The sequence below is a fragment of the Priestia sp. YIM B13552 genome (assembly GCF_042787775.1).
Classification (GTDB): Bacteria; Bacillota; Bacilli; order Bacillales; family Bacillaceae_H; genus Priestia; species Priestia megaterium_E.
Genome location: NZ_JBHZOU010000003.1, coordinates 632360 through 657240 on the forward strand (window position 1 = coordinate 632360; position 24881 = coordinate 657240).

Genomic DNA, 24881 nt, shown 5'->3' on the forward strand with positions numbered 1-24881 from the left:
TACATTATTTCAAACAAGAAAGAGATGATAAGACGTGGCAAAAGTACTTTATATTACAGCTCATCCTCACGATGAGTCTCAATCATTCAGTATGGCAACTGGAAAAGCATTTATCGATGCTTACAAAGAGCACAATTCAAGTGACGAAGTTGTACATATTGACCTTTATAAAGAAAATATCCCTCATATTGATGCGGATGTATTTAGCGGATGGGGCAAACTTCAGTCTGGCTCGGAACTTTCTTCTCATGAACAGGAAAAGGTCAATCGCCTTGCAGAATTGAGCGAACAGTTTGTAGCAGCAGACAAATATGTTTTTGTAACGCCTATGTGGAACTTTTCGTTTCCACCCGTTATGAAAGCCTATTTAGACTCTGTAGCCGTAGCGGGTAAGTCATTTAAATACACGGCAGAGGGTCCTGTGGGGCTATTAACGGATAAAAAAGCGCTTCATATTCAAGCACGCGGAGGCATTTATTCTGAAGGCCCTGCAGCTGATATGGAAATGGGACATCGTTATATTGGGATTATGATGAATTTCTTCGGAGTCCCTTCGTTAGACGGCATTTTTGTGGAAGGGCATAACGCAATGCCAGATAAAGCCCAAGAAATTAAAGAAAAAGGAATAGCAGAAGCAAAAAAACTTGCCCAAACTTTTTAATATAAAGAGGCTGTAACAAAAATATTTTAATTGAAGGAAGATCCGAACGAGGACTCGAGACTCTTAATGGAGCATCAACTTTGTTCGGATTTTTCTGTTGGTAAGGTGCACGTAGCTTTCATGCATGGTGGCTGCTTCCAGCAGTTAATTGGAGGGCAAGGCGAAGACTCCTGCGGTAAAAGCGGAATAGATAAGACCCCACAGGTGCGTAAGCGACGAGGAGGCTCATCGGCCGCCCGTGGAAAGCGAAGTCTTGCACGGAAATTAACTTCGATGTAACAAGCCATTCATACTAGACCATTTTCCCCCATTTGTTCATCTTTAGATGGAAGTGATTTTGTTATGTCTAAGTCTCTTTTCTACGCGAAAAAACTTTCTCTTTCCCTTTCGATCCACCTGTCCATTTCTCTATCACTTTTTTCTACAAGTCTGTTAACGAGAATATCATGCCAAATATAATTTTCAAGTAAATTAATGTTGACTGCGTTATTTGTATAGTACGCCATTTCTTTATGACCATAAATCATTTCACTGCTGTCAACAGATATAATAAACCAGTTTTGATTCCCAATGTTTTCGGTATAGCTCGTATGACGGTGCCTGTCAAATTCCTCCATCTCTTCATCTTGTTCAAACACAATTCCTTTTAGTGTGACTCTCTCCCTTAGCTGTAATAAAAGAGGCTTCAACTCATTATAAATATCGGGCCAAAGCGAGATGACAATTTTATTTTTTGCTTTTAACAATAGCGACTCACAAAAAGCAAGAATGGCTGTTTCTCCTTTCATCGTCATAACCCTGCTTTCTTCTATAGACTCTGCAGTTTCAAGACGTTTAAGCGTTGCGCTAACGTCTTCATACGTTTCGTTCCATTTTTTCTGCAGCGAATGTAAAAAAGCATCGACGGGCAATGACGTGTACTGAGTGCCATCATTGCTCTCTTCTTTTAACACCATGCCTTTTTCCTCTAGTGTTTGTAAAATATCGTATACACGTGCTCTTGGCACACCTGAATGTTTACTAATGCTATAAGCAGTGGAAGATCCTTTTTTGACAAGCGTCACGTATACTTTTGATTCATACTGATTAAATCCAAGCGACTGCAGCTGCTGAATAATATTTTCCAAAAAGGAAACCTCCCTGTTTTTTAAGTTATTTGAAATTTTCATCATTTACATATTTACAACTGCTTTTTATATAGTTACTATTTAAGTAGTCACTATATATTATGACATGAGGAAGGTGCTTTATGGAAGAATTAAGTTTACAGATTGTTCTTTTGCTTTTACTATTTGGTTTTTTAGCTGCATTCATCGACTCTGTAGTTGGCGGAGGCGGTTTAATTTCAACGCCTGCCCTTTTATTTTTAGGCCTGCCTCCCGCTGCTGCCTTAGCTACAAACAAATTAGCCGGAACGATGGGCGTATTAACGAGTACCATTCGATTTGTCAAATCCGGAAAAGTCGATTTTCGCGTCGTAGGTAAATGGTTTCCTTTTGTATTTATTGGCTCTTTAGGAGGTTCAATCACCGTTCATTTTCTATCCTCTGCTTTTTTGAAACCTGTTATTTTGATTCTCCTTGTTTTAGTTGCTATTTATACAATCTTCAAAAAAAACTGGGGCACCACGTCCACGTATAAGCCGCTGTCTATTAAGAAACTTATTTTCTTTACCGCACTTATTTTTATTATTGGCTTTTATGATGGATTTTTAGGAGCAGGCACAGGTTCATTTATTTTATTTGCTTTTTTATTTATGGGATTTGATTTCCTGCAGTCAGCAGGCAGCGCAAAATTTTTAAATTTCGGCAGTAATTTAGGTGCTTTGCTTGTATTTTTATATTTTGATTCTGTTGTATTTTCTTACGGATTAATTATGGGGTTTGCGATGATTGTGGGTTCTTTCGTTGGATCAAATGTCGCTCTATCAAAAGGCGTGACGTACGTCCGAACGCTTTTTATTCTTGTCACTTTAAGCCTTATTAGCAAAAACATATTTGATTATGTAAATCAGTACAAATAGATCAATAGTTTCTTTAGAACTATAACAATGAACCTATATATCTATTAGATGAATAAAACCACCTCTTACTATTTTCTTATTTTTGGGTAAATGTGTAAAAAAACACTAAAATTGTTGTATACTGGTCCATGTTGTTTTACATAATTTAGAAATATTATACAGAGGTGAACATTTTGTTTAAGAAATTCAGGTTTTTATGGTTTATTTTGCTGATCTTTGCACTTATTTTTGTCAAAAATACGTTCTTTTCTTCTTCAGAGAACGCTGCTGAGACTCTAGCAACGTCAGATGTTCCACAAGCCGCGGCTACTTTCAAAGAGGGAAACAATCAGCAGGACGGAGTCATTATTCAAAAATACCGCAAACAGCTAGATGCAGCGCAGAAAAAAAGCGACGAAAAAGCGACGAAAGAAATACAAGAAAAAATTTATGAAGACGGAAGACAGGCGGCACTAAACTTTTTACCTCGCAATAAATTTCAAAGAACTTTTTCCCAGCCTTCTAAAAAATCGGCCGATGACATTTATAATTTTCTAATTGCCCAAGTGGGGTTTGGAGGATATGATTCTCTTTATCAAGAAGCAATAGCCGCAAAAAAAGAAGCAGCTTCTTCTACTGATGAATTAAATATGAGTGGCATTCAAGCTAAAACCGCTGCACTTACATACGGCACACTAGCACAAAGAGAGCAGCTGCTTGTTACAAGTCTTGCCTATGACTTAAGCAGCGTAGGCGTCATTTCTTCCGATACAGCTAAAGATATTGATAAAAAAGCTACTCATATGCTGGAAATTAGAAAAGAAGGAATAAATGCCGCTATGCAAGAATAGTTTTGCGAAGTGAAAAGCAGCAGGTAAAAACTGCTGTTTTTTTATTCTAACGTTCAGGTATTTCACTATTTTAATAGCCGATCATTTAATAGCACTGGTTAAAGCTTTCATACAATGATATAAAAATGGAGGTAATTTCTATGAAAGAAGCGATTGTTTATCAATACGATGCGTTCAGTACGCGCCCTAATAAAGGAAATCCTGCGGGAATTGTGTTTAACGGAGATGATTTTTCAGCTGAAGAAATGCAGAAAATTGCTTATCAAGCGCAGTTTAACGAAACGGCTTTTATCATGAAGTCTTCCCGGGCTGATTTACGAATTCGATATTTTACACCCGGACAAGAAGCAGATTTGTGCGGTCATGCGACCGTCGCTTCTCTTTATGCTTTACATAGTAAAAACAAACTTCCAAAAACTACATTTACAGTGGAAACAAATGCTGGAATTTTGCCGATGACTGTACAGAATAGAAACGGACGACCTGTTATCACCATGAGTCAAGCTTCTCCGCAGTTTCATCCGTTTTCAGGTTCAAAAGAAAAACTGGCAAAAGCTCTTAATCTTCATATTGACGACCTTGATCAAAGACTTCCTATTGTATATGGAAGCACAGGGAACTGGACGCTTATTGTACCTTTAAAAAATTTAGATGCCTGTAAAAAGATGAAGCCTAATCAAGAAGATTTTCCTCATATTTTAACAGATATGCCAAAAGCATCTATTCATCCCTTTTGTTTTGAAACGATTCACTCAGAAGCTCATATGCACGGAAGACATTTCTCTTCACCATTTTCAGGTACGGTAGAAGACGCCGTAACTGGAACAGCATCAGGCGTAATGGGCGCCTATTATGCGAGATATGTGGACCAGCAAGATAACGAGCGCTGGCAATTTGTGATTGAGCAAGGACAGGAAATAGATAAAGATGGCTTCGTTCATGTAGAAATTACAAAAAAAGCGAATACGTATGGTGTGGTAATCGCAGGAGAAGCTGCCTATGTAACCAAGCAAATCGTTTCTCTTTCCTAATAAAAACGTGTCCGCCTATTTGGCGAACACGTTTTTTTGTTTAGTAAATAATAGCCTGTACGCTCATTATTGTAACGGTTAAAATAAGAATCACGTTCCCTATAATTAACCACGGCTTTGCGCTTCCCCTTCTACCTTTAATAGCCGTGATTAGTCCAGCAATGGGCAATAAAGCCATAACGATGACCCAAATTTTACGAAGAATGCTGGAATCCAAATAAAAACCAAACTGCATCATCGCAAATAACACGACTGTGATAAGGAAGAAAAGTGTAGGCACAGCTAAATGAATGCCTCTTGGTCTCATTGAGTAGTACACAACATCACTTTCTTTCTATGTAAAATCTTACGTAAAATAACGTTATCATTTACAAAGAGTTTTGACAACTTTTTGAAGGGTTTTGTCAACAAATTTTAATAATCCAAAAGAAATTACTTCTCACTCAGCTGTTCGAATACTGCCGGAAGTGCAGAAATAACGTCGCTTGCTAACATATCTATCATTGTATGCCCCTGATCGAGCAGCACATCCGCTGCTTTTCCGTGAACATATACCGCATTACTGATTGCTTCTTGAAGAGAATCATGCTGCATAATAAAAGCGAGGATAATTCCTGTTAACGTATCACCCGTTCCGCCTTTTGCAAGTCCCGCGTTTCCAGTGGTATTTACGTATTGTTTTCCGTCCGGTGTTGTAACAATCGTGTTTGGACCTTTTAATACAAGATACACACCATGTTCCACTGCGTATTGTCTAGATATTGAAAATCGATTTGCTTCTACTTCGGCGATTGTTGTGTCCACGAGCCTTGCCATTTCTCCCGGATGAGGCGTTAAAATCGTGGCGTGTTCTCTTTCTTTTACTTCTTTGTCTAAATGGGAAAGATGAAAAAGAGCATCGGCGTCCACCACAACAGAAACCGGCTGGTGAAGCACTTGTTCGACGACTTTCTTCGTTTCTTTCGTTCTCCCAAGCCCTGGTCCGACTGCAATTGCATCATACTTACCTTCTTCTAAAGGAATCTCGCCTGCAAAAAATCCATCTTTGCTTGGACATGGTTTATACATCACTTCCATCATGTGAGCAGCTGCAATCGCATGAATATCGCTCGGAAGCGCAAGCGTTAAAAGTCCCGCTCCGCTTGTGAGCGCTGCTTTTGACGTTAGCATCGGCGCTCCGGGTGTTTGAAGCGAACCTCCTATTACGATTCCTTTTCCATGTGTACCTTTATTGGACGAAGCGTTTCGAATGGGAAAAGATTGTTTAATATGCTGAGTTGACCATACTTCCTTAAGAGATGAACTTTTTCCAATTGCTAGCGGCGGAATACCGATATCTACTACAATCAATTCACCGTAACTTTCTTTACTCGGGTATGTAAATGCCGTGACTTTCGGCTGCTGAAGCGTAATCGTAGCATCTGCACGTACCGTAAGCTCTTGCTTCTGTTCCATTACTCCACTTGGGACATCGATGCTGTATATGTAAGCCTTAGAGTCGTTTATTTTTTTTATAATGTTATCGTAAGGAGATTTGATACTGCCTTTTACGCCTATACCTAATAAACAATCAATAAGAACCGTATACTTTTTCACAGAGAAGTTGTCTCCAGCCGATTGCCACGTGAACCCGGCATTTTCATAGATGATCATGGCTTTTTTAGCCGCGCCTTTTATTTTTTCCCGTGCAGGAACTACCCAGACGTCAACTTCATAGCCTTTTGACTTCAAAGCACGGGCAATAACAAAGCCGTCTCCTCCATTGTTTCCCGTTCCTATAAGCAGCCCTATGTTTTCATGTTTTTTGATTCGCTCACTCAGCGCGTTAGCAGCAGCCTGCCCGGCATTTTCCATAAGGGACTCTTCACTCATCCCAATTGTATTCATCATATAATCATCCACTTGATACATCTCTTGATTCGTTACAATTCTCATTATGCTGCTCCTTACTGAAACGGAAATGGTTCATCTGTATTTACCGTTCCTTTTATTTTCGTTATAGTTAATTGTTCTCCTTTCACCCAATCTTCAAACGAGAAAATGAGAGGCTTTGCTTTTCGTCCAATCCCTACAATGACTTGCAGCGTCTCCGGTACATATGCTACTGTATGAAGCGTTCCAGCAGAATTCCGGTAATCTTCTTTAAAAATACCGTATTCATCTTCATTAAATAAAGAAAAAGCTTCAAGAGGCGATAGCTTTTTTTCAATATGATCTCGAATATGATCGAGCCTTTCCTTTGACTCTACCAAATGATGACGATTTTCTTCGACCAGCTGATTAAAATGGTTCGTACACCCCATCATCGTCCCTCTTTGTACATGAACGCCTCGTCCGGATGCTTCGACTACTGCTGCCTGTCCGCTGCGGTCATAAATGGAATAATTAAACGCATGACGATGCGGTGCTCTTTCTAAAATAGCAACAGCCTCTTCTGTCGTTTCACATGTTTCTAAAATAAACCGAGCGAGCGTACAGCAAATAAATCCGTTTGTTTGACGGCGGCGATTAACAAAATGATAGCCAATTGCCAGTCCTTTTTCATTCATTCCATCCATTCGCCCAATCATTCTCGTTCCAAATCCGACGCTTGCATATCCTTCATTTGGCTGAAAAAGCAAAAATCGGCCTTCGTACGTTTTAGGATGATAATCATAGTTTCGTACATACACGCCGTGCTGCATAAGAGCCGAACATCCCGTTTTTTTCCACTCTTGCTGATATCCGCTGTACTCATGAATAACGTCTTCAAGAGGCCAATCTAAACCTTCTGCTAAGCCCACTAGCTCATCCCACAGTCCCCGAGCAAATAAGTCGTAATAATGACGAGCTTCTTTTGCTATCGTTTGATAGCTTCGTAATGAACGTTTTCTTCTTTTTTGATGATTTTCAAACAGCTTTGTTCCTTTATGTAATTTCCCTTGCATTTCACCAAGCTCTCGGTAAGAGCCTCGTCCTTGAATGACTTCTACCTGTATTTCTTTCACTTCTATCACTCCAATTTTCCAGTACCTTTATTGTGCAGCAAGCGCTCTATTCTTTGCAACTTTCTCCTCTCATAGAACTCTCTTCCTTTGAATACAGTTATAAAGAAACAGGTCGAAAGATTGAAAAGCATTATCATAAGAGGTGATCATATTGCTAAAGGAAGTTCAGCTAGAGATTCAGCGAAGAATCGCCTATCTGCGTCCCACACAAAAAAATGACGGGTCATTTCGCTACTGTTTTGAAACAGGCGTTATGCCTGATGCGTTTTTAATTATGCTTCTTCGCACCTTTGATTTAGATAAAGAAGTGTTGATTAAACAATTAACCGAACGGATCGTTTCCCTTCAAAATCAAGATGGTCTTTGGACGTTGTTTGATGATGAAGAACATAACTTATCCGCCACTATTCAAGCTTATACAGCTCTTTTATATTCAGGGTATTACCAAAAAAACGACCGGATTTTGCGAAAAGCAGAAAGATATATTATAGATTCGGGAGGCATTTCGCGCGCTCATTTTCTCACAAGATGGATGCTTTCTGTTAACGGTTTATACGAGTGGCCAAAGCTATTTTACCTCCCGCTTTCTCTTTTGCTCGTGCCTACTTATGTACCCCTTAACTTTTATGAATTAAGCACCTATGCCAGAATTCACTTCGTTCCGATGATGATAGCAGGAAACAAAAAATTTTCACTTACTTCTAGACATACACCTTCTCTTTCTCATTTAGATGTAAGAGAACAGAAACAGGAATCGAAGGAAACTGCTCAAGAATCACGCGCTTCAATTTTTTTAGTCGACCATTTAAAACAGCTGGCTTCTTTACCTTCTTACATCCACAAGCTTGGTTATCAAGCAGCCGAGCGTTACATGCTAGAAAGAATTGAAAAAGATGGAACACTCTACAGCTACGCCACCTCTACTTTTTTTATGATTTACGGTCTTTTGGCTCTTGGCTATAAAAAAGATTCATTTGTGATCCAAAAAGCAATTGACGGGATTTGTTCACTACTTAGTACATGCAGCGGCCACGTGCACGTAGAAAACTCCACGTCAACCGTTTGGGATACCGCGCTGCTCTCTTACGCTCTACAGGAAGCAGGTGTACCGCAGCAAGATCCCATGATTAAAGGCTCAACTCGCTACTTAAAGAAAAGACAGCATACAAAGCTTGGAGATTGGCAGTTTCATAACCCAAATACAGCACCTGGAGGCTGGGGATTTTCCGATATTAATACGAATAACCCTGACTTAGACGATACGTCTGCTGCTATCAGAGCTCTTTCTAGAAGAGCGCAAACCGATACAGATTATTTGGAGTCTTGGCAAAAAGGCATTAACTGGCTGCTGTCCATGCAAAACAAAGATGGGGGTTTTGCTGCATTTGAAAAAAATACCGACTCTATTTTATTTACTTATCTGCCGCTTGAAAATGCAAAAGATGCAGCGACGGATCCGGCTACTGCCGATTTAACCGGTCGAGTGCTTGAGTGTCTCGGAAACTTTGCTGGTATGAATAAATCCCACCCTTCGATTAAAGCTGCAGTAAAATGGCTGTTTGATCATCAATTGGATAACGGGAGCTGGTACGGCCGGTGGGGGGTTTGCTATATTTACGGAACATGGGCCGCTATTACAGGACTCCGTGCTGTAGGGGTTTCTGCTTCTGATCCGCGTATCATCAAAGCTATCAACTGGCTCAAAAGCATTCAACAAGAAGACGGTGGATTCGGAGAATCATGCTATAGCGCTTCTTTAAAAAAATATGTGCCACTGTCGTTTAGCACCCCTTCTCAAACGGCTTGGGCTCTCGATGCTTTAATGACAATATGTCCGTTAAAAGATCGATCCGTTGAAAAAGGAATTACATTTTTACTGAATCCAAATCTTACAGAGCAGCAAATTCATTACCCCACGGGAATTGGTCTTCCTGGACAATTTTATATTCAGTACCACAGCTACAATGATATTTTTCCTCTTCTTGCACTTGCCCACTACGCAAAAAAACATTCTTCGTAAAAAGCTGGGACAAAAGGAGTTTAGCTGAAGGAAGATCCGAACGATGAATGGAGATTCTTGCTTGAGAATCCAACTCGTTCGGATTTTTTTATTTGTAGGGTGAACGTAGGCTTGCTTCATATATGTAGAGCAGTTAATGAGAAGCCAAGTCTTGCATGGAAATCAACCGCGGTGTAACAAGCACTCCATACTAGCACATTAATCCCATTTGTTTGTCTTGAGATTCGATGGACGTAGTTGTGTCTCAATTTCTTTTTATACGTAAAAGCAGGTTTTTTAAGAAACAAGTGGAATACCTTTTTAAATGTTAGGAAAGAAAGGATGCATCAAATGAATAATGTTTCACCGCTGTTAAAAGGAAAAAACGTGATACTAAGAAAACCAAAAGACAGCGATGTAAATGACTATCTAGCGTGCAAACAAACAAAAGAACTTATTCGCATGTACGGAGGCGATACCCGAAACTTAAAACCTCTTACATTACAAGATGCCAAGCGGCACGTCGAGTACATAAAGTCTCAAAAGCTCAATTGGTGTATTGAATATAAGCAGCGTTTTGTTGGAGAGGCCCGGCTGACCGTTAACGAGTACGACCGGCGCGCACGGTATGCAATTGGTTTATTTGATTCCTCCGTTTGGAATCAAGGGCTAGGCACTGAAGTTACAAAGTTGGTACTTGCGTACGCATTTGAACACCTTCACTTGCACAGAGTCGATTTACGAGTGCTCGAATACAACCATAGAGCCATTGCTTGTTATGAAAAATGCGGTTTTGTAAAAGAAGGAATAGAGCGTGAAGGTGCTTTTATTGAAGAAGCATTTCAGACAGATCTTATCATGAGTATACTCGAACAAGAATACTATCAGCTGTAGAAAAGAGAATCGGCTGTCATCATCCTACTTCTTTAAAAATCCGTATAGCCCAAGCCTTTTGTGAATAAAGTAACATAACGATATAATCAAAGGAGCCAACGATGACAGCTTATGATTCCTCTTCTTTTGTATTTGTAACCATTGATAAACATGACATTGCTGCTTTTTTACTAATTGATATTATTTGCAGCACCACTATTTATGTAGCATGTAAACATTATCTCCACAATGAGCTTGTTTCCATTGCAAGCAGCGCTCTTTTTCCCATGGTATGTAAGAAGGTTTCTCGACGCTAGCTCAGCTTTTTACCGGTTCTTTTAATGACAGCCAAGTGCGTTCCTTCTGCTGCTGAATCTCTACGGCGTGATTAAAAAATTTAGAAAGATGCGGCTCAGTGAGCTGGTCTTTCGTTTTTCCAGAAGAAAACACTTCTCCTTGGCGCATACAAAGCGTATGGGTAAAGCACGGCAAAATTTCTTCTACATGGTGAGTAACGTAAATAAGCGTAGGCGCTTTTGGCTGCTCTACCATTTTTGCAATCAGCTGAAGAAGCTGTTCTCGGGCCATTATATCTAGACCTGTACATGGCTCATCAAGTATTAAAAGCTTTGGTGAGGCCATAAGAGCTCGGGCAATTAGCACTCGCTGGCGCTCTCCTTGAGAAAGTGTTCCGTACGCCTGGTTTTGTAAATCTGCGCAATTTAGCAGCTGCATTAATTCTATGGCTTGGTTCATATCTTTTTGCTCCACTTGTTCATATAAACCAATAGATGCAAATTTGCCGCTTAAAATCAATTCTAAAACCGTATCGTCATCTCGAAACCGCTGCTGAAGCGAAGAACTTACCCACCCGATTTCTTTTCTGAGCTCAGACAGATTTGTTTCTCCAAATTTCCTTGAAAGAACTTCTACTTGGCCTTTTGTAGGCCAGATATATCCGTTGATTATATTTAAAAGCGTCGTTTTTCCGGAACCATTTAACCCGAGCAAACACCAATGTTCCCCTTTTTCCACTAACCACGACACGTTTTTTAAAATTTCTTTTTCTGCTCGTTTTACCGAAACGTTCTTAATGTTGATCATGCTAACACTCCTATACTCTCATTTTTCATTATATATACTATAAAAGAATAATGATTTGTCCCATTTGTTAACTTGCTTTTCGTTTTTCATGCCAATTCTTTCAGCCACTTTAATCGAGGGGGAATTGTCAGGATCTATTAATGATATAATCTTCTGAAATTTCAGCGTATGAAGTCCATAATCTAAGCAAGCTTTTGCTGCTTCACTCGCATAGCCTTTCCCCCAGCAGCTGCGTAAAAATAAATAACCAAGTTCTGGATCTACCTTTCCGTCTACTTTTTGAAGAACCATGCCGCACTGCCCTAGAAACTCTCCTTTCTTTTTATCCTCAGCGATCCACATGCTAATGCCGTACGTTTGATAATGCTGCTTCATCCATTGAATCCAGCAGCGTGTGTCTTGTGCGCTTTTAGTAGAAGAATAATACTTCATTACTTCAGCATCCTCAAAGATTTTCAGTAAATTTCCTGCATCGCTTTCGGCCATGGCTCGCAGCGTCATTCGTTCTGTCTCAATAATCGTATGAATCCTCTCCTTTCGTACATTCCAACATCTACTATCTTTATTATCCGCTACTATTTTCTTTTCGTAAAGTTTTCCTTTTTTTATTTAAATGAACGAGAAAAAACGCACCAAAAAAGGCTGCTACACACAGCCCTTTAATCTGGATCACACGTTTTCCCGTACCGTAATACGTTATATATAGCACGTCCATCACTTGCAGATGCCTCTGTATATTGAATTGGCAGCAGTGAGAAAATAACATAATAGACTGAAAAATAAACAAATTGATAGCAAAATATATCTTCAGGCAGAATATTAGCCATAATTAATCCATTTATTATAAAAATAGTAAGCAAATTAAACAGTACACCACCCGCATACACCACTGCATGAGAAATGCGACTGTCATTCTTAAGATTTTCATATTTACAAAACGAGTCTAAAAAATAGACTGACTTAATTTTAAACTTCCCCATTTTAAGAATCGTTTTCCCTCGCCCAATAGTAAAATCGACCTTCCCTCCGAAAATAATTGCCATGACGGAATGCCCCAGCTGATGAACAAATGATACAAGTGGCAATACAAGACAGAATGACCACACAAACTTTGGAAGATCATTTAACCCAAACACGTTTATCCCTCCTTTTTGTTTCTTCTCTCTACTTTTCCTCCCCGTTTTCACTTAAAACTACATTTAATTTCTTTTTTAAAACTCGTACGAAATAACCAGCACACATACCATATCTTATGACCTAGAAAAACCCCGATATATGTAGCTTATGAAAAATACATTTTCCGAAAAATAGTTGGCGTAACGTTTTCCTGTTCTTTGAAACGCTTGATAAAGTAGCTTGGATGTTCATACCCTACTTGTCTTGCTATATCTTGTACAGAGATTTGATTGTTTTTAAGCAGCAGTTTCTTTGCTTTTTGAATCCGCACGCGCGTTACGTATTCAAATGGCCGGATGCCAAGAGATTGTTGAAAAAGCAAACACGTATACTGCTCCGTTACGTTGAGCTGCTGCGCCAGTACTTCTAGCGTTAACGGCTGATGATAATATTCCTCGATATAACGAAGGACTGGGTTGAGCTGAGTAATTTGCTGCAGACGACTTTTGCTTTCTATATATACGCTGTCTTGGCGAAGTTTTAAAATGACGCTGTATAGTAGTTCGGAGCACTGCATGGTGCTAGAGGTATGATTTTCTTCTAACCGATCCATTAGTTCTTGAAGCATCCTGTAAAGACTTTCAGCATTTGTAAGGGCGATTTTTCCCGAATTAATAAATTGAAGAGAAAGCATGATATCATCAATCACACTTCCGTTAAAAGAAACCCAGCATACTTGCCATTCGCTCGTAACGGGATAGTATTCGTGCGGAACGTGCGGCGTCAGAAACATCCCTTCATTTTCTTTTATAATATAAACCTGGTCATTTACACGAAGCTCGCCTCTTCCTTTTGTGCATTGAATCCATTGATAATCAGGAAACTCTCCCTGACGCTTAATATGCGTTTGGTGTCTCCAGCTTCCAGCGCTTGTAACATAGAATGGCAGTTTCATATCTTCATCTGAAAGAGCCGGAAAGTACATACGGTCCACATTACTTCCCCCTTTTTATGTGAATATAGTTATATTATCATGAAAATAATTAGATTGATAAGGTTTTCAGAAAACGTTATCATTTTCATATAAACTAATAACCTAGTACTTTAGAAATGAGGGATCGACGTGTTAAAAACCGGCAAGAAATTTCATTATACAGCACCTGCAAACGGATACCCTGAATGGAATAACAACCCTGAAATTTTTCAATTGAACCGTTCAAAAGCACACGCTTTACTTATGCCTTATCAAACGGTCGAAGAGGCCTTAAAAAATGATAGAAAATCTTCTGTTTACTATCAAAGCTTAAATGGCAGCTGGTATTTTCATTTTGCTGAAAATGCAAATGGCCGCGTCAAAAACTTTTTCGCACCTGAGTTTTCATATGAGAAATGGGAATCTATTTCAGTTCCTTCACACTGGCAGCTGCAAGGATATGACTATCCTCAATATACAAACGTGACATACCCTTGGGTTGAAAGTGAAGAGCTCGAACCTCCTTTTGCACCGACTAAATATAACCCTGTCGGTCAGTACGTCCGTACTTTCACACCTAAATCAGAATGGAAAGATCAGCCGGTGTACGTCAGCTTCCAAGGCGTTGAATCTGCTTTTTACGTATGGGTTAACGGTGAGTTTGTTGGATACAGCGAAGACAGCTTTACTCCAGCTGAATTTGATATAACTTCTTACCTTCACGATGGTGAAAATACGATAGCAGTAGAAGTATATCGCTGGAGTGATGCAAGCTGGCTTGAAGACCAAGATTTTTGGCGAATGAGCGGCATCTTCCGAGATGTATATCTCTATTCTACTCCGCCAGTTCACATCTATGACTTTAGCGTTCGTTCGTCGCTTGATACCAACTACGAAGATGGTGAACTTATCGTTTCAGCTGATATTTTAAATTACTTTGAGCACGATGCTCAAGATCTAACATTTGAAATCATGCTGTATGATGCGAATGGCCAAGAGGTACTACAAGCTCCCCTGCAAACAAATTTAAGTGTGAGCGATCAACGTACAGTCTCATTGCGTACACACATTAAAAGCCCTGCAAAATGGAGCGCGGAAAGCCCTAATTTGTACACGCTTGTACTCAGCTTAAAGAATTCTGCTGGTTCTATTATTGAAACAGAAAGCTGTAAAGTCGGCTTCCGTACGTTTGAACTAAAGAACGGTCTTATGACAATCAACGGCCAGCGTATTGTACTTCGAGGAGTGAATCGCCACGAATTTGATTCAGTAAAAGGTCGGGCAGGCATCACGCGTGAAGACATGCTTCACGACATTTTGCTGATGAAACAGCATAATATTAACGCGGTGCGTACATCCCATTATCCTAACGATTCAGTATGGTATGAACTATGTAACGAATACGGTCTATACGTTATTGATGAAACCAATTTAGAAACGCACGGAACGTGGACTTATTTACAAGAAGGTGAGCAAAAAGCCGTTCCAGGAAGCAAGCCAGAATGGAAAGAAAACGTATTGGATCGCTGTCGTTCTATGTACGAACGTGACAAAAACCACCCTTCTATCATTATTTGGTCGCTTGGAAACGAATCATTTGGCGGAGAAAACTTTCAGCATATGTATACCTTTTTTAAAGAAAAAGATTCCACGAGACTTGTTCATTACGAAGGAATCTTCCATCATCGCGACTATGATGCTTCAGATATAGAAAGCACGATGTACGTTAAGCCAGCAGATGTAGAGCGCTATGCACTAATGAATCCGAAAAAACCTTACATCTTATGTGAATACAGTCATGCAATGGGCAATTCATGCGGAAATCTGTACAAATACTGGGAGCTGTTCGATCAATATCCAATCTTGCAAGGCGGTTTTATATGGGACTGGAAAGATCAAGCTCTTCAAACAACAGCTGAAGACGGTACTTCTTACTTAGCTTACGGCGGAGATTTTGGTGATACGCCAAACGATGGCAACTTCTGCGGAAACGGCTTAATCTTTGCTGATGGAACAGCTAGCCCAAAAATTGCAGAAGTAAAAAAATGCTATCAGCCTGTAAAGTGGACAGCAATCGACGCTTCTAAAGGAAAATTTGCCGTTCAAAACAAACACTTGTTTACAAACTTGAACGCCTATGATTTTGTTTGGACTGTTGAAAAAAACGGTGAACTCGTTGAAAAACATGCGTCTCTTTTAAATGTAGCTCCTGATAATACAGACGAACTGACGCTTTCTTATCCTCTTTATGAGCAAGAAAATGAAACTGATGAATTTGTTTTAACTCTTTCTCTCAGATTGTCCAAAGATACAGCTTGGGCTTCAGCTGGATATGAAGTGGCGTACGAACAGTTTGTACTGCCTGCTAAAACCGCTGTACCTTCAGTAAAAGCTGCTCATCCTGCTTTAACCGTTGACCAAAATGAACAAACGCTTACGGTTACTGGATCTAACTTCACGGCTATTTTTGATAAGCGAAAAGGACAGTTTATTTCTTACAACTATGAGCGCACCGAGCTGCTTGCGTCGGGTTTCCGTCCGAATTTCTGGCGTGCAGTAACCGATAATGACCTCGGAAATAAACTGCATGAAAGATGTCAAACGTGGCGTCAAGCAAGCTTAGAGCAACAAGTGAAAAAAGTAACCGTTCAGCCGCAAATTGACTTTGTTATCATTTCGGTTGAACTAGCTTTAGACAACTCTCTTGCTTCTTGCTATGTAACTTATACGCTATATAACGATGGTGAAATGAAGATTGAACAATCTTTAGCACCTTCTGAGACAATGCCTGAAATTCCTGAAATCGGCATGCTGTTTACGATGGACGAGGCTTTTGATTCTTTAACATGGTACGGAAGAGGCCCTCATGAAAATTATTGGGACCGTAAAACTGGCGCTAAGCTTGGCCTTCATAAAGGCAGTGTAAAAGAGCAAGTCACACCGTATTTACGCCCTCAAGAATGCGGAAACAAAACGGACGTTCGATGGGCCACTATTACAAACGATCAAGGACGCGGCTTTTTGATAAAAGGTTTGCCAACAGTCGAGCTGAATGCTTTATCTTACTCACCTTTTGAACTGGAGGCTTACGATCATTTTTACAAATTGCCGTCAAGCGATTCAGTAACCGTACGGGTTAATTACAAGCAAATGGGCGTTGGCGGAGACGACAGCTGGGGAGCTAAAACACATCCTGATTACACGCTATATGCTAACCGCTCGTATACAAACACGTTTACGTTAAAACCTCTATAAAAATAAAAAGGACTTTCATTTGAAAGTCCTTTTTACTTATGATGTCACCTCTGGCTTTCGCTGAGAAAGTAAAAATACCGTAGCGATAATAAGAATCGTACCTAACCATTCCGTCCATCCAAACGTCACATGAAGCCATAGAACAGAGAGCGCCGCTGCTGATAAAGGCTCTGCTGAAGCAAGAACAATGGCTTCAGAAGCGCTAATATGCTTCAAACTTTCCAAATAGCAATAAAATGCAATGAGCGTTCCGAAGATGATTACAAATAACACCGCACACAGCGACAATAGCGACCACTCACCTGCTATATGCCACGGCGGGTGAATAAACGAAAAACTTGCACCGCCTATCACCATTCCCCAGCCTACTACTTCAATTGAGCTCCATTTCGCAAGAAGACGCTTAGGCTGAAGCGTATAAAAAGCAGACGTCACAGCTGCCCCAATTCCCCAAAACAACGCCCATCCTGTAATAGACAGCTCGTTAAAATTCCCGCTTGTTGCAAGAAAAAAGGTCCCCGTTATGACGAGCGCAACAGAAATCATTTCTACTTTCACCGGCCACTTTCTTGCTTGCACAGCTAAATAGCCAATAATAAATATTGGCGACGTATATTGAAGCACTGTAGCTGTAGCAGCGTTTCCTGCTTCAATAGCTGCAAAATATGTATACTGCACGCCGAGCATACCGATTACACCAAACAAAAGCAGCGAAGTCCTCTCTTCTTTTGTTTTCCAAATTGCAAAAATATTGCGCTGCTTAGAGGCTATTGCCAAAAGCAGCAATCCGGATACTAACATACGAACGACAACCAGCCACTCTGCGTTAAAACTTTTATGCTGAAATAAATATTGAGCCACCGTGCCAGATACTCCCCACATTGTGGCACCAATGATTACAAGCAGTAGCCCCCATGCTCTTCTAGATGACGTTTGAACTCCTTCCACTTGCCATTCCTTCTCTCTTTTTCATATATATTTAACTTACCTCGCTCCTCTTTAACGGTCAATAGCAAAAAAAGTCGAAGCAATATGCTTCGACTTTTTTAAATGCTTTTATGAAGTAATTTCTTGAGTAAAGGAAATAGCACATCGGGAAGTTCTTCGATGTTTGGTACTAGAATACTATATTTCCCGTACATATTTTGAATGGTTTTCTTTTGTCCTTCATCAATTTCCCCGTTGGATAAAAAGACGTTGATGACTTCAATTCCGTGCTTGCGTGCTTCTAATACCGCTTCGTGCGTATCTACAATACCATTTTGTTCATATCCCATAGCGGCTGGTTCACCGTCTGAAAACACAAGTAAAAACTTCTGCTGTTCAGAACGCTGAAGCAAGCGGCGTGTCATATGGCGAATGGCAAATCCATCACGGTTGTCTTCTTCGGGCTCAAGCTGCATAATTTCAGGACCGCTTTTGCGCTTTAACGATGCTTGAAAGTCCATAACTGTCTGCAGGTAGTTAGGCTGGCTCGTTTCGGTGGCATCATTTGTATCTTCCCAAAACCCTACAATTTGATGAGGCACCATAACGGATTTTAACGCTTCATGAAATAGCGTAATCCCAAGCTTCGTTTCATCCATTTTGTCGTACATTGATGCGGAACAGTCAACTAAAAGAGAAAAGACGGCATCAATTTGCGCAGAATCTTCATCTTTTTTATAAAACAAACGAGGATTGTCATCTGTCCATAGTTTTAGAAGCTTTTTATTTAATCGGCCAAAGTGCAGCTCGCTTCTAGGAAGCGTTTTTTTATGTTCAAGCGTTTTTTCAATCATTTGCTTTAATTTCTTTTGATACGATGCAATGATTTTTTTATTCTCATCATACTGAACAACGTGATCGTCGTTCGGAAGTTTAGAATCTACAAAAACAGCATAGGCATGCTTATTTTCTTTCCCATACTCATAATCCGCTTCCCCGTCTTTTTCCGGGTGCGTTTGCTCCATGGCTTCGATTTGAGAATAATCGTTGCGCGATGTTTTTTGAGAAGACCCTTGCACCATGCCCATTGCTTGATCTCCATCGTCGCCTTCACGAACACCATCGCCTAGCATGTCTGTTTTTGAGCCTTGATCCATATCAAACTGTAGAAAACTTTGCGTCGCTTCGCTTGTCTCTCGATGCCACATTTCCATTTTCTCTTCGTGAATGTCTTCATCTCCGTCTTTTTCATGCTCTAAAATATCATCGTTCACTAATGAATCTTTGCGCTTTAAATCTTCAAATGTTAACCCTTCTTCTAACTGATCATACTGAAGTTCAGCCAAGAAGAAATAAGTATTAAGCATATCTTTTTCAATAATATCATCAAAAACATCTACAAGTTCAAGACAGATGCGCGATACATCTTTTGTTGTTTTAGCTTCATATACGTTTGTTAGCTGTCTGCGAATAAAAGTCATCGCTAAATTAATCGATTCACTCATTGAAGGAATTTCTTCAAATGGATTTTCGGCCGTCAATAGCAAGTAGATGCCGTTAAAAAGTGCATCCGTATACACGCTTTTTGTTAAATTTGCGCTCATTTGTGTAGCAAAATATTTTCTGTAGAGCTGTCTTCTGACGGCGAAGGCTTTTTTCGTTCCAGGGCGTTCGCGTTTGCATACTTCTTCTAAACGAATATCTTCAAACAGCATAAACAGCTGCTTAGCTAAGCTAGGTACCGAGGTTTTATTTATTTTCTTTAAATATGCATTAATTTCTTTGAAGTTTGAATGCTTATAGCTTCCAATACTTCTTAAAAATACATCACTTTTTAAGCCGTACACTTTGTCTTCTTCTGGACGGTTATCCCAAAAGTGACTGAGATAAATAATGCCGTGTACAGGATCATAATAAGAAGAAACGCGATACTCTACTTCAATTTCATCATTTTTTGTTAATGTTTTCGTTAAATCCGCCAGCTCCATATAGAGAAAGGAATCTACATTTTTGTCGTTAAATTTAATAAATCGCATAGCGCCACTCCTTACTCAAATAATGTTTCAGCAATATTTTGAATGGCGGCTTTTTCCCTTTCATCTTCTAGCTTTTCAATAATACCGCGTCTAATCGCGCGAAGAGGCGGCATATAAAGAGCTAAATCACACGTATCAATAAGCGCACGAATAGACGCAGCTTCTTCTGATACATGGCCGCTTTGAACTTGAGTAATTAAATCTGCAGAGAGCGTGACAAATTTATCAATTAATTTTTCGTCTTTTAACTGAGACTGAGACATCAGAACTTGCTTTAAGCTGCCTCCTTGAATATACGGCACTTCAATAACAACAAAACGATTTTTTAACGCTTCGTTTAATGGAACGGTACCAACATATCCCTCATTAATAGCTGCTACTACGCCGAACGTTTGCTGACCGCGTACTACATCTCCAGTAAATGGGTTCGTAATCATTTTCCGGTAGTCAAGAACGCCGTTTAAAATAGGAAGTGTTTCAGGTTTAGCCATGTTAATTTCATCAATATATAGTAAATGGCCTTTTTTCATTGCCTGAATAACAGGTCCTTCCACAAACTCAATACCTGTTTTCCCTTCTTGTTCAGCAATTGTTTTAAAACCAAGCAGCGCTTCTGCATCTAAGTCAACCGAGCAGTTAACGCTATGCATCGGCTGAGAAAATAAATGCGACAGTGTTTCAGCAAGCTTTGTTTTACCTGAACCTGTTGGCCCTTTTAAAAGTACGTTTTTCCCTAGTGACAAAGCAATAATGGCATCTTCTAAAATATCTGCTTCTTCTGCTGTATAGCCGCCTTTTCCAATTAATAGCTGATCAGCATCGGACAAATTTTCATATTTACGATTCGCTAAAAGCGAAAGAACCTCTTGTGGTAATGATAATTGTGATAGTTGAATTGACATAACAAAAATCCTTTCTTTCTGCATACTTTCTATAGTTTACTAAAAAACATTCTTCTTCTCAAAGAATTGCTTTACCTACGCTTTTCTCTAAGGTTTCGGATAGAAAAATCGCAGTCTTCAAACATATATTCAGTAAAAAAAAGTAGGTTATTCACCTACTTTTTTACGATTTTATAGTTTTTATGATTAACAACTGTTTTCATGGATTCGCCCGTTTCAGCATCTTTCCCAAAATCTACGATAACCGAATTGTCTCGCACTACCATAACAATTCCTTTAAATCCTTTATAGTCGCCTTTTTTTGGCTGAATCGTATCGCCAACTTTAGCTGCTTTGACTTTAGGTGCTTGTTCCTCTGTACCTTGTGTATTTTCTACGTCCATCATGACCCCACCTTTTCCAATTTACCGTGTTTTTTATAAGTGAAAACACAATTTAATTTACTTTTTGTTGAAAATACTTAGTTTATTTTCCCACAAACATCTATGGTTAAACACCATGTGTTTGTCCATTTTTACTTTGCAAACAAACGCTGTATTTTTTATTATGTATGTAGCTGTTTTTTGTAAGAGCACATCCTCGTTCTATCATAACATTTTCTGTTTCCTTCGAACACCAATTACCCTTTAGTTTTTTAAAAAAATGACAAATTACACGGAATTATGTCGAATTTCATATGATTTTCTTTTTAGTGTGATAAGCTATATATCGTATTTTAAGCATCTTTTATCTATTACATACGATTTTTGATAAAAAAACCGAAACTTTTATCCACAAATTGCGTTGATTAAATGAAAGGGGGAGAAAATGGCACAACAGCATAACTTTGAACACATTTATAAACAGCACATGCATGATTTGCTTCGCTATCTTCTCTCTCTTACTCGCAGAAAAGAATCAGCGGAAGATTTAATGCAGGAGACCTTTTACCGGGCACTTTTACACTTAGAAACATATAAAGGCGAGGAAGTGAAGCCTTGGCTGTTCAAAATTGCTTATCACGCCTTTATTGACTGGTATCGAAAAGAAAAAAAACGCCCTACTGTCGAAATAGAAGAATGGCACTTTACTCCTCAGCCAAGTGCTGAAGAACAAGTGATGATTCAAAGTGAAATCGACGGCTGGCTTTCTGATGTATCTGCTTTGCCTCCGGCTAAGCAGAATATTGTACTGTTACGAGATTATCACGGCTTCACATATGAAGAGATTGCAGAAATGACTGGCTATACTCTGTCAAAAGTGAAAATGGACTTGTATCGTGGTCGTCAACAATTGAAAAAAAGAAAGGAAGAGGACGGATGAGCTGTCAAGATATGAAGCATCAATGGGAAAAATATAAAAACGGCACTTTGACAGACAAAGAAGCAGAAACACTTGAAGAACATACGGAAAATTGTGAAGCATGCTCAGCTCATTTGGAGCACTTGCTAACCGAAGATGAACCGTTACCGCCAACTTCACCAGCTACTTCACTAAGTGACGATACGATGTTGGATAATAAAAAAGTTAAAAAGTCCATTTATATCGCCAAATGGAAGCAGCGCCTTTCAAATGTGACAACTGTCATTGGCTCTGTCGTTCTGCTATGGATAATCGGCAGCTTTTTATCTATTGTATATTATCATCAATCAAAAACCGAATACATAAACAGCGTGAATCAAGCAGCTATCGAATCTGCTTTTCCGAACGTTCATATACGTGAAACCACTTCTGATACACAGTCCTTCTTCCGCATGCAGTCGCAAATGGAAGCTTATAAGCAAATTGGACGTGAAGAGCAGGCCATTGGGACGTTTACATTTCATCAGCTGTTTGATAAAACAAGCGGTGTAGAAAAAGAATTTTCCGGCGGCAAATACGATCTTAACCTTTCTTTTGTCTATCCGGATCCAAAAAAATTAAAGCTACATGCAAAAGAGTATAAGGAATGGACGAATGAAACATGGAAAGCATTAGAAAATCTACCAAAAGGAACGGTAAGCGAAGTGGCTATTTCTTTTGATGATACGTATTCGCTAAAAGAAGTTCAGCAAAAAATGAGCGCCATCGACAGCCGTGATTTTTCTACCTCTTGGTACGCGCTTAATACAGGGCACGAACAAAAAACAAGTACAAAAGACGAGCCATTAATTGACTTAACATCAACATTTGGCTTTCCAGAGTTTCTAGACTTACCTTACGATCACAAAGGAAATCAAACCCACTCTACTAGCAAGTCGAACGTTTTAAATATGATGAAACTATTAGCCGATAATGAAGAAACGGTCCAAAAAGTTCGCCAGCTAGACCATTCCGATCTGTTGCTAAAGCAGCGATATTCTTATGTAAAAAAACACGGCGTCGGTGTGTACGGCGTTGTGATTACAGGGCCTACAAAAAAACTGCTGAAATTAAAAAATGATCCGTCGATCACATATGCGTCACTTGGAGATGTAGAGCTATGGAATTGGTTCAGTCGTCCCTCGTCAGGTACGTTAATGAATCAGTAGAGGCCGAGACAAAAGTATAGCAGTGGAAGAAAAATCCGAACGATGAATCAAGACTCCTGATGGAGAATCAAATTCGTTCGGATTTTTTTATGAGTAGAGTGAATGTAGGTTTCATATACGCAGTGATTTTGTTATGTCCCGGCCTCTTTTTATTCATTCGTTAATTGTTCAAACCTTTTTACCGCTTCGCTTTTATCAAATGAACTAAACCATCGATAGTCTTGGTCATCTAAAATGCGATAGTGCTGACTAATCATATTTTGCTGCAGACGAAAAGAGCCTTCTTTTTGAATTTCTTTCCACCATACTCTTCCTCCGAGCGTTTTATCTTTTGGAGAAGATACGCCGTTATGAGCAATGATTTCTACTACTTCTAAAGGAACGTCTCCTAAAACCGATTGAAGGATTTCACTGTCACCAAACAAACCGCATACTGCAACAGTGGTCGTCCACCCTGCTTCCGTGCGCCCTTTTTCAATTTGAACCAATGTTTTTTTGGAAATACCAATGACTTCAGCCATTCTGTCTTGTGAATAGTTTCTTTCTAAACGAATTAATCGTATTTTATCCGATACTGATTTAATTACTTTTTGTTTATTCATTTTCACAGCCCTTTCTTTCTATACACGTACATTTCTTTAGTGTAATATTACACCTAATTAAAGAAGAGTTTCAAGCGTTTCCCTTCGTCACAAGACGGGGAAATATACTGAAATGGTTTTTGTACACTAAAACAATTAAAAGGAGTTGAGAATATGTATATCATTGTATGGGCTGTGCTTGTACTATACGCCTTTCTACTAGCTCCGGGAGCAAGCGCCTCTGATGATTTACTGTTTAAAAAACTTATCACAGGAAATTTTCAACAGGTAGATCCGCTCGTGGTTATGGTATTCTCTTTTTTGGGACTTTTCCCAATATTGTTTATGGTAATGATCTGTAAAAAAGATACATACAAACTGCCTGGATGGCCATTTTCTCTTCTATCATTTGGGGTTGGAGCTTTTTCTCTTTTGTTCTATTATCATTGGAAAGGACAAAAAGTTCGAAAACATTCGCGTATTCCTTCACGTTTCATTACTATCATTTCTTCTCGTCTATGGATTGGACTATGCTTAGCGCTCACGATTGCAGGTTACGTATACGGACTATCCATAGGTTCAATAAAAGCTTATGGAGAAGCTTTTATGCAGTCACAGCTTGTTAGCGTGATGACCGCTGATTTTTTTGTTTTAATGTGGCTTTCTTACTCCGTTATGACAAAAGAAAGGATAGCATCCCGGCCTTACCTTCTTTTATGTTTCATTCCAGTTGCCGGCCCTTTTCTTATTTTGTTACTGCTTCCCCGCCAAGATGTTAGAGAAGAAAAACTTTAAATAAAAGTCTTGCGTTCCATTCATTATTCCGTTATAATCATTTCTTGTACGATGAAAGTTGATTAATTAGAAAACATTTATATATCGGCATCTTATTTACATTTGTTATACATACCTGCGCTGTGCGTATACTCATGTTGTCTTAAACCTTTGAGTGTTAAAAGGGAGCTCAAAATTTAGCTGCAGATAGCACGCCCTTCTTGGGACGCTAAACCCGGCTATGAGGGCACCCACCTAGTAGATCTGGGTATTTAAGACACTTAGGGTTACGGCAGTGCGGGCTTATTTTTTAGTTAGCT

The 24881-nt window shown here is 39.4% G+C and carries 25 protein-coding genes and 1 other RNA gene; 13 read left to right on the plus strand and 13 right to left on the minus strand.

The features are described 5' to 3' along the window. Positions 1–34 precede the first annotated feature (34 nt). Together ACFX40_RS15335 and ACFX40_RS15340 are read left to right on the plus strand one after the other, a co-directional pair. The gene (locus ACFX40_RS15335; RefSeq protein ID WP_050688737.1) at positions 35–661 is read left to right on the plus strand and encodes an FMN-dependent NADH-azoreductase; all 627 of its coding nucleotides are present in this window, start codon (positions 35–37) and stop codon (positions 659–661) included. 66 nt (positions 662–727) lie between these two features. Beyond that, positions 728–940 (plus strand): hypothetical protein, encoded by a 213-nt coding sequence (locus tag ACFX40_RS15340; protein ID WP_034275873.1) that lies wholly within the window; start codon positions 728–730, stop codon positions 938–940. Positions 941–1020: 80 nt separating this feature from the next. On the opposite strand, the gene ACFX40_RS15345 is transcribed toward ACFX40_RS15340, so the two are convergent. After that, entirely contained in the window at positions 1021–1788 is a 768-nt protein-coding gene (locus tag ACFX40_RS15345; RefSeq protein ID WP_098249816.1) for a TrmB family transcriptional regulator, read from the minus strand. A 122-nt stretch (positions 1789–1910) separates the two neighbouring features. On the opposite strand from ACFX40_RS15345, the gene ACFX40_RS15350 reads away from it, so the two are divergent. The 3 genes from ACFX40_RS15350 (at position 1911) to ACFX40_RS15360 (ending at position 4545) form a co-directional block, all read left to right on the plus strand. Continuing rightward, on the plus strand, positions 1911–2684 hold the full coding sequence (locus tag ACFX40_RS15350; RefSeq protein WP_013056888.1) for a sulfite exporter TauE/SafE family protein: 774 nt from the start codon (positions 1911–1913) through the stop codon (positions 2682–2684). Positions 2685–2848: 164 nt separating this feature from the next. After that, positions 2849–3514: a hypothetical protein gene (locus ACFX40_RS15355; RefSeq protein WP_231504500.1), complete on the plus strand. Its 666-nt coding sequence runs from the start codon at positions 2849–2851 to the stop codon at positions 3512–3514. A 140-nt stretch (positions 3515–3654) separates the two neighbouring features. After that, positions 3655–4545, plus strand: coding sequence for a PhzF family phenazine biosynthesis isomerase (locus ACFX40_RS15360; RefSeq protein WP_028408668.1), 891 nt, complete (start codon positions 3655–3657; stop codon positions 4543–4545). A gap of 40 nt (positions 4546–4585) precedes the next feature. Here the strand turns inward: ACFX40_RS15360 and ACFX40_RS15365 are convergent, their stop codons facing one another. The 3 genes from ACFX40_RS15365 to ACFX40_RS15375 form a co-directional block, all read right to left on the minus strand. Next, positions 4586–4864, minus strand: coding sequence for a hypothetical protein (locus ACFX40_RS15365; RefSeq protein ID WP_223268911.1), 279 nt, complete (start codon positions 4862–4864; stop codon positions 4586–4588). 113 nt (positions 4865–4977) lie between these two features. Then, complete coding sequence (locus tag ACFX40_RS15370) at positions 4978–6480, minus strand: NAD(P)H-hydrate dehydratase (RefSeq protein WP_263034236.1); 1503 nt, start codon at positions 6478–6480, stop codon at positions 4978–4980. A gap of 11 nt (positions 6481–6491) precedes the next feature. Next, positions 6492–7532, minus strand: coding sequence for a C45 family autoproteolytic acyltransferase/hydrolase (locus ACFX40_RS15375; RefSeq protein ID WP_263034237.1), 1041 nt, complete (start codon positions 7530–7532; stop codon positions 6492–6494). A gap of 142 nt (positions 7533–7674) precedes the next feature. Between ACFX40_RS15375 and ACFX40_RS15380 the strand changes: the two genes are divergently transcribed. The 3 genes from ACFX40_RS15380 to ACFX40_RS15390 all read left to right on the plus strand — a co-directional run bounded on the left by ACFX40_RS15380 (position 7675) and on the right by ACFX40_RS15390 (position 10721). Continuing rightward, positions 7675–9552, plus strand: a complete 1878-nt coding sequence (locus tag ACFX40_RS15380) for a terpene cyclase/mutase family protein (protein WP_098333254.1) — start codon at positions 7675–7677, stop codon at positions 9550–9552. A 330-nt stretch (positions 9553–9882) separates the two neighbouring features. After that, complete coding sequence (locus ACFX40_RS15385; protein WP_028408672.1) at positions 9883–10425, plus strand: GNAT family N-acetyltransferase; 543 nt, start codon at positions 9883–9885, stop codon at positions 10423–10425. A gap of 101 nt (positions 10426–10526) precedes the next feature. Next, the gene (locus ACFX40_RS15390) at positions 10527–10721 is read left to right on the plus strand and encodes a hypothetical protein (RefSeq protein WP_013056879.1); all 195 of its coding nucleotides are present in this window, start codon (positions 10527–10529) and stop codon (positions 10719–10721) included. Between the two features lies 1 nt (position 10722). Here the strand turns inward: ACFX40_RS15390 and ACFX40_RS15395 are convergent, their stop codons facing one another. The 4 genes from ACFX40_RS15395 to ACFX40_RS15410 form a co-directional block, all read right to left on the minus strand. Then, positions 10723–11508 carry an ABC transporter ATP-binding protein gene (locus ACFX40_RS15395; protein ID WP_377255481.1) on the minus strand — a complete coding sequence of 262 codons (786 nt, stop codon included), beginning with the start codon at positions 11506–11508 and terminating at the stop codon, positions 10723–10725. An 18-nt stretch (positions 11509–11526) separates the two neighbouring features. Next, on the minus strand, positions 11527–12009 hold the full coding sequence (locus ACFX40_RS15400) for a GNAT family N-acetyltransferase (RefSeq protein ID WP_034275877.1): 483 nt from the start codon (positions 12007–12009) through the stop codon (positions 11527–11529). A 158-nt stretch (positions 12010–12167) separates the two neighbouring features. Then, complete coding sequence (locus ACFX40_RS15405; protein WP_377255484.1) at positions 12168–12644, minus strand: site-2 protease family protein; 477 nt, start codon at positions 12642–12644, stop codon at positions 12168–12170. A gap of 146 nt (positions 12645–12790) precedes the next feature. Then, positions 12791–13609, minus strand: a complete 819-nt coding sequence (locus ACFX40_RS15410) for an AraC family transcriptional regulator (RefSeq protein ID WP_225049777.1) — start codon at positions 13607–13609, stop codon at positions 12791–12793. Positions 13610–13747: 138 nt separating this feature from the next. Here ACFX40_RS15410 and lacZ point away from each other — a divergent pair, with 138 nt between their 5' ends. Further along, positions 13748–16852: a beta-galactosidase, LacZ type gene (gene lacZ, locus ACFX40_RS15415; protein WP_098525115.1), complete on the plus strand. Its 3105-nt coding sequence runs from the start codon at positions 13748–13750 to the stop codon at positions 16850–16852. 36 nt (positions 16853–16888) lie between these two features. On the opposite strand, the gene ACFX40_RS15420 is transcribed toward lacZ, so the two are convergent. From ACFX40_RS15420 to ACFX40_RS15435, 4 genes are all read right to left on the minus strand, one after another. After that, a complete protein-coding gene (locus ACFX40_RS15420; protein ID WP_060745747.1) occupies positions 16889–17800 on the minus strand; it encodes an EamA family transporter in 912 nt (303 codons plus the stop codon). Positions 17801–17898: 98 nt separating this feature from the next. Next, complete coding sequence (locus ACFX40_RS15425; protein ID WP_377255487.1) at positions 17899–19815, minus strand: vWA domain-containing protein; 1917 nt, start codon at positions 19813–19815, stop codon at positions 17899–17901. A gap of 11 nt (positions 19816–19826) precedes the next feature. Further along, complete coding sequence (locus ACFX40_RS15430) at positions 19827–20741, minus strand: AAA family ATPase (RefSeq protein ID WP_043982189.1); 915 nt, start codon at positions 20739–20741, stop codon at positions 19827–19829. A 131-nt stretch (positions 20742–20872) separates the two neighbouring features. Next, a complete protein-coding gene (locus ACFX40_RS15435) occupies positions 20873–21103 on the minus strand; it encodes a YkvS family protein (RefSeq protein WP_013056869.1) in 231 nt (76 codons plus the stop codon). 421 nt (positions 21104–21524) lie between these two features. Here ACFX40_RS15435 and ACFX40_RS15440 point away from each other — a divergent pair, with 421 nt between their 5' ends. Then, positions 21525–22019 (plus strand): RNA polymerase sigma factor, encoded by a 495-nt coding sequence (locus tag ACFX40_RS15440; protein ID WP_016763958.1) that lies wholly within the window; start codon positions 21525–21527, stop codon positions 22017–22019. Beyond that, on the plus strand, positions 22016–23206 hold the full coding sequence (locus ACFX40_RS15445) for an anti-sigma factor (RefSeq protein WP_060745750.1): 1191 nt from the start codon (positions 22016–22018) through the stop codon (positions 23204–23206). Before ACFX40_RS15440 ends, ACFX40_RS15445 begins: the two co-directional genes overlap by 4 nt. A 149-nt stretch (positions 23207–23355) precedes the next feature. On the opposite strand, the gene ACFX40_RS15450 is transcribed toward ACFX40_RS15445, so the two are convergent. Continuing rightward, a complete protein-coding gene (locus tag ACFX40_RS15450) occupies positions 23356–23808 on the minus strand; it encodes a helix-turn-helix transcriptional regulator (RefSeq protein WP_176524092.1) in 453 nt (150 codons plus the stop codon). Between the two features lie 153 nt (positions 23809–23961). On the opposite strand from ACFX40_RS15450, the gene ACFX40_RS15455 reads away from it, so the two are divergent. Both ACFX40_RS15455 and ssrS read left to right on the plus strand, forming a co-directional pair. Further along, positions 23962–24582, plus strand: coding sequence for a hypothetical protein (locus tag ACFX40_RS15455; RefSeq protein ID WP_098525117.1), 621 nt, complete (start codon positions 23962–23964; stop codon positions 24580–24582). A gap of 109 nt (positions 24583–24691) precedes the next feature. Next, positions 24692–24869: non-coding RNA, 6S RNA (gene ssrS, locus ACFX40_RS15460), on the plus strand. Positions 24870–24881 lie beyond the last annotated feature (12 nt).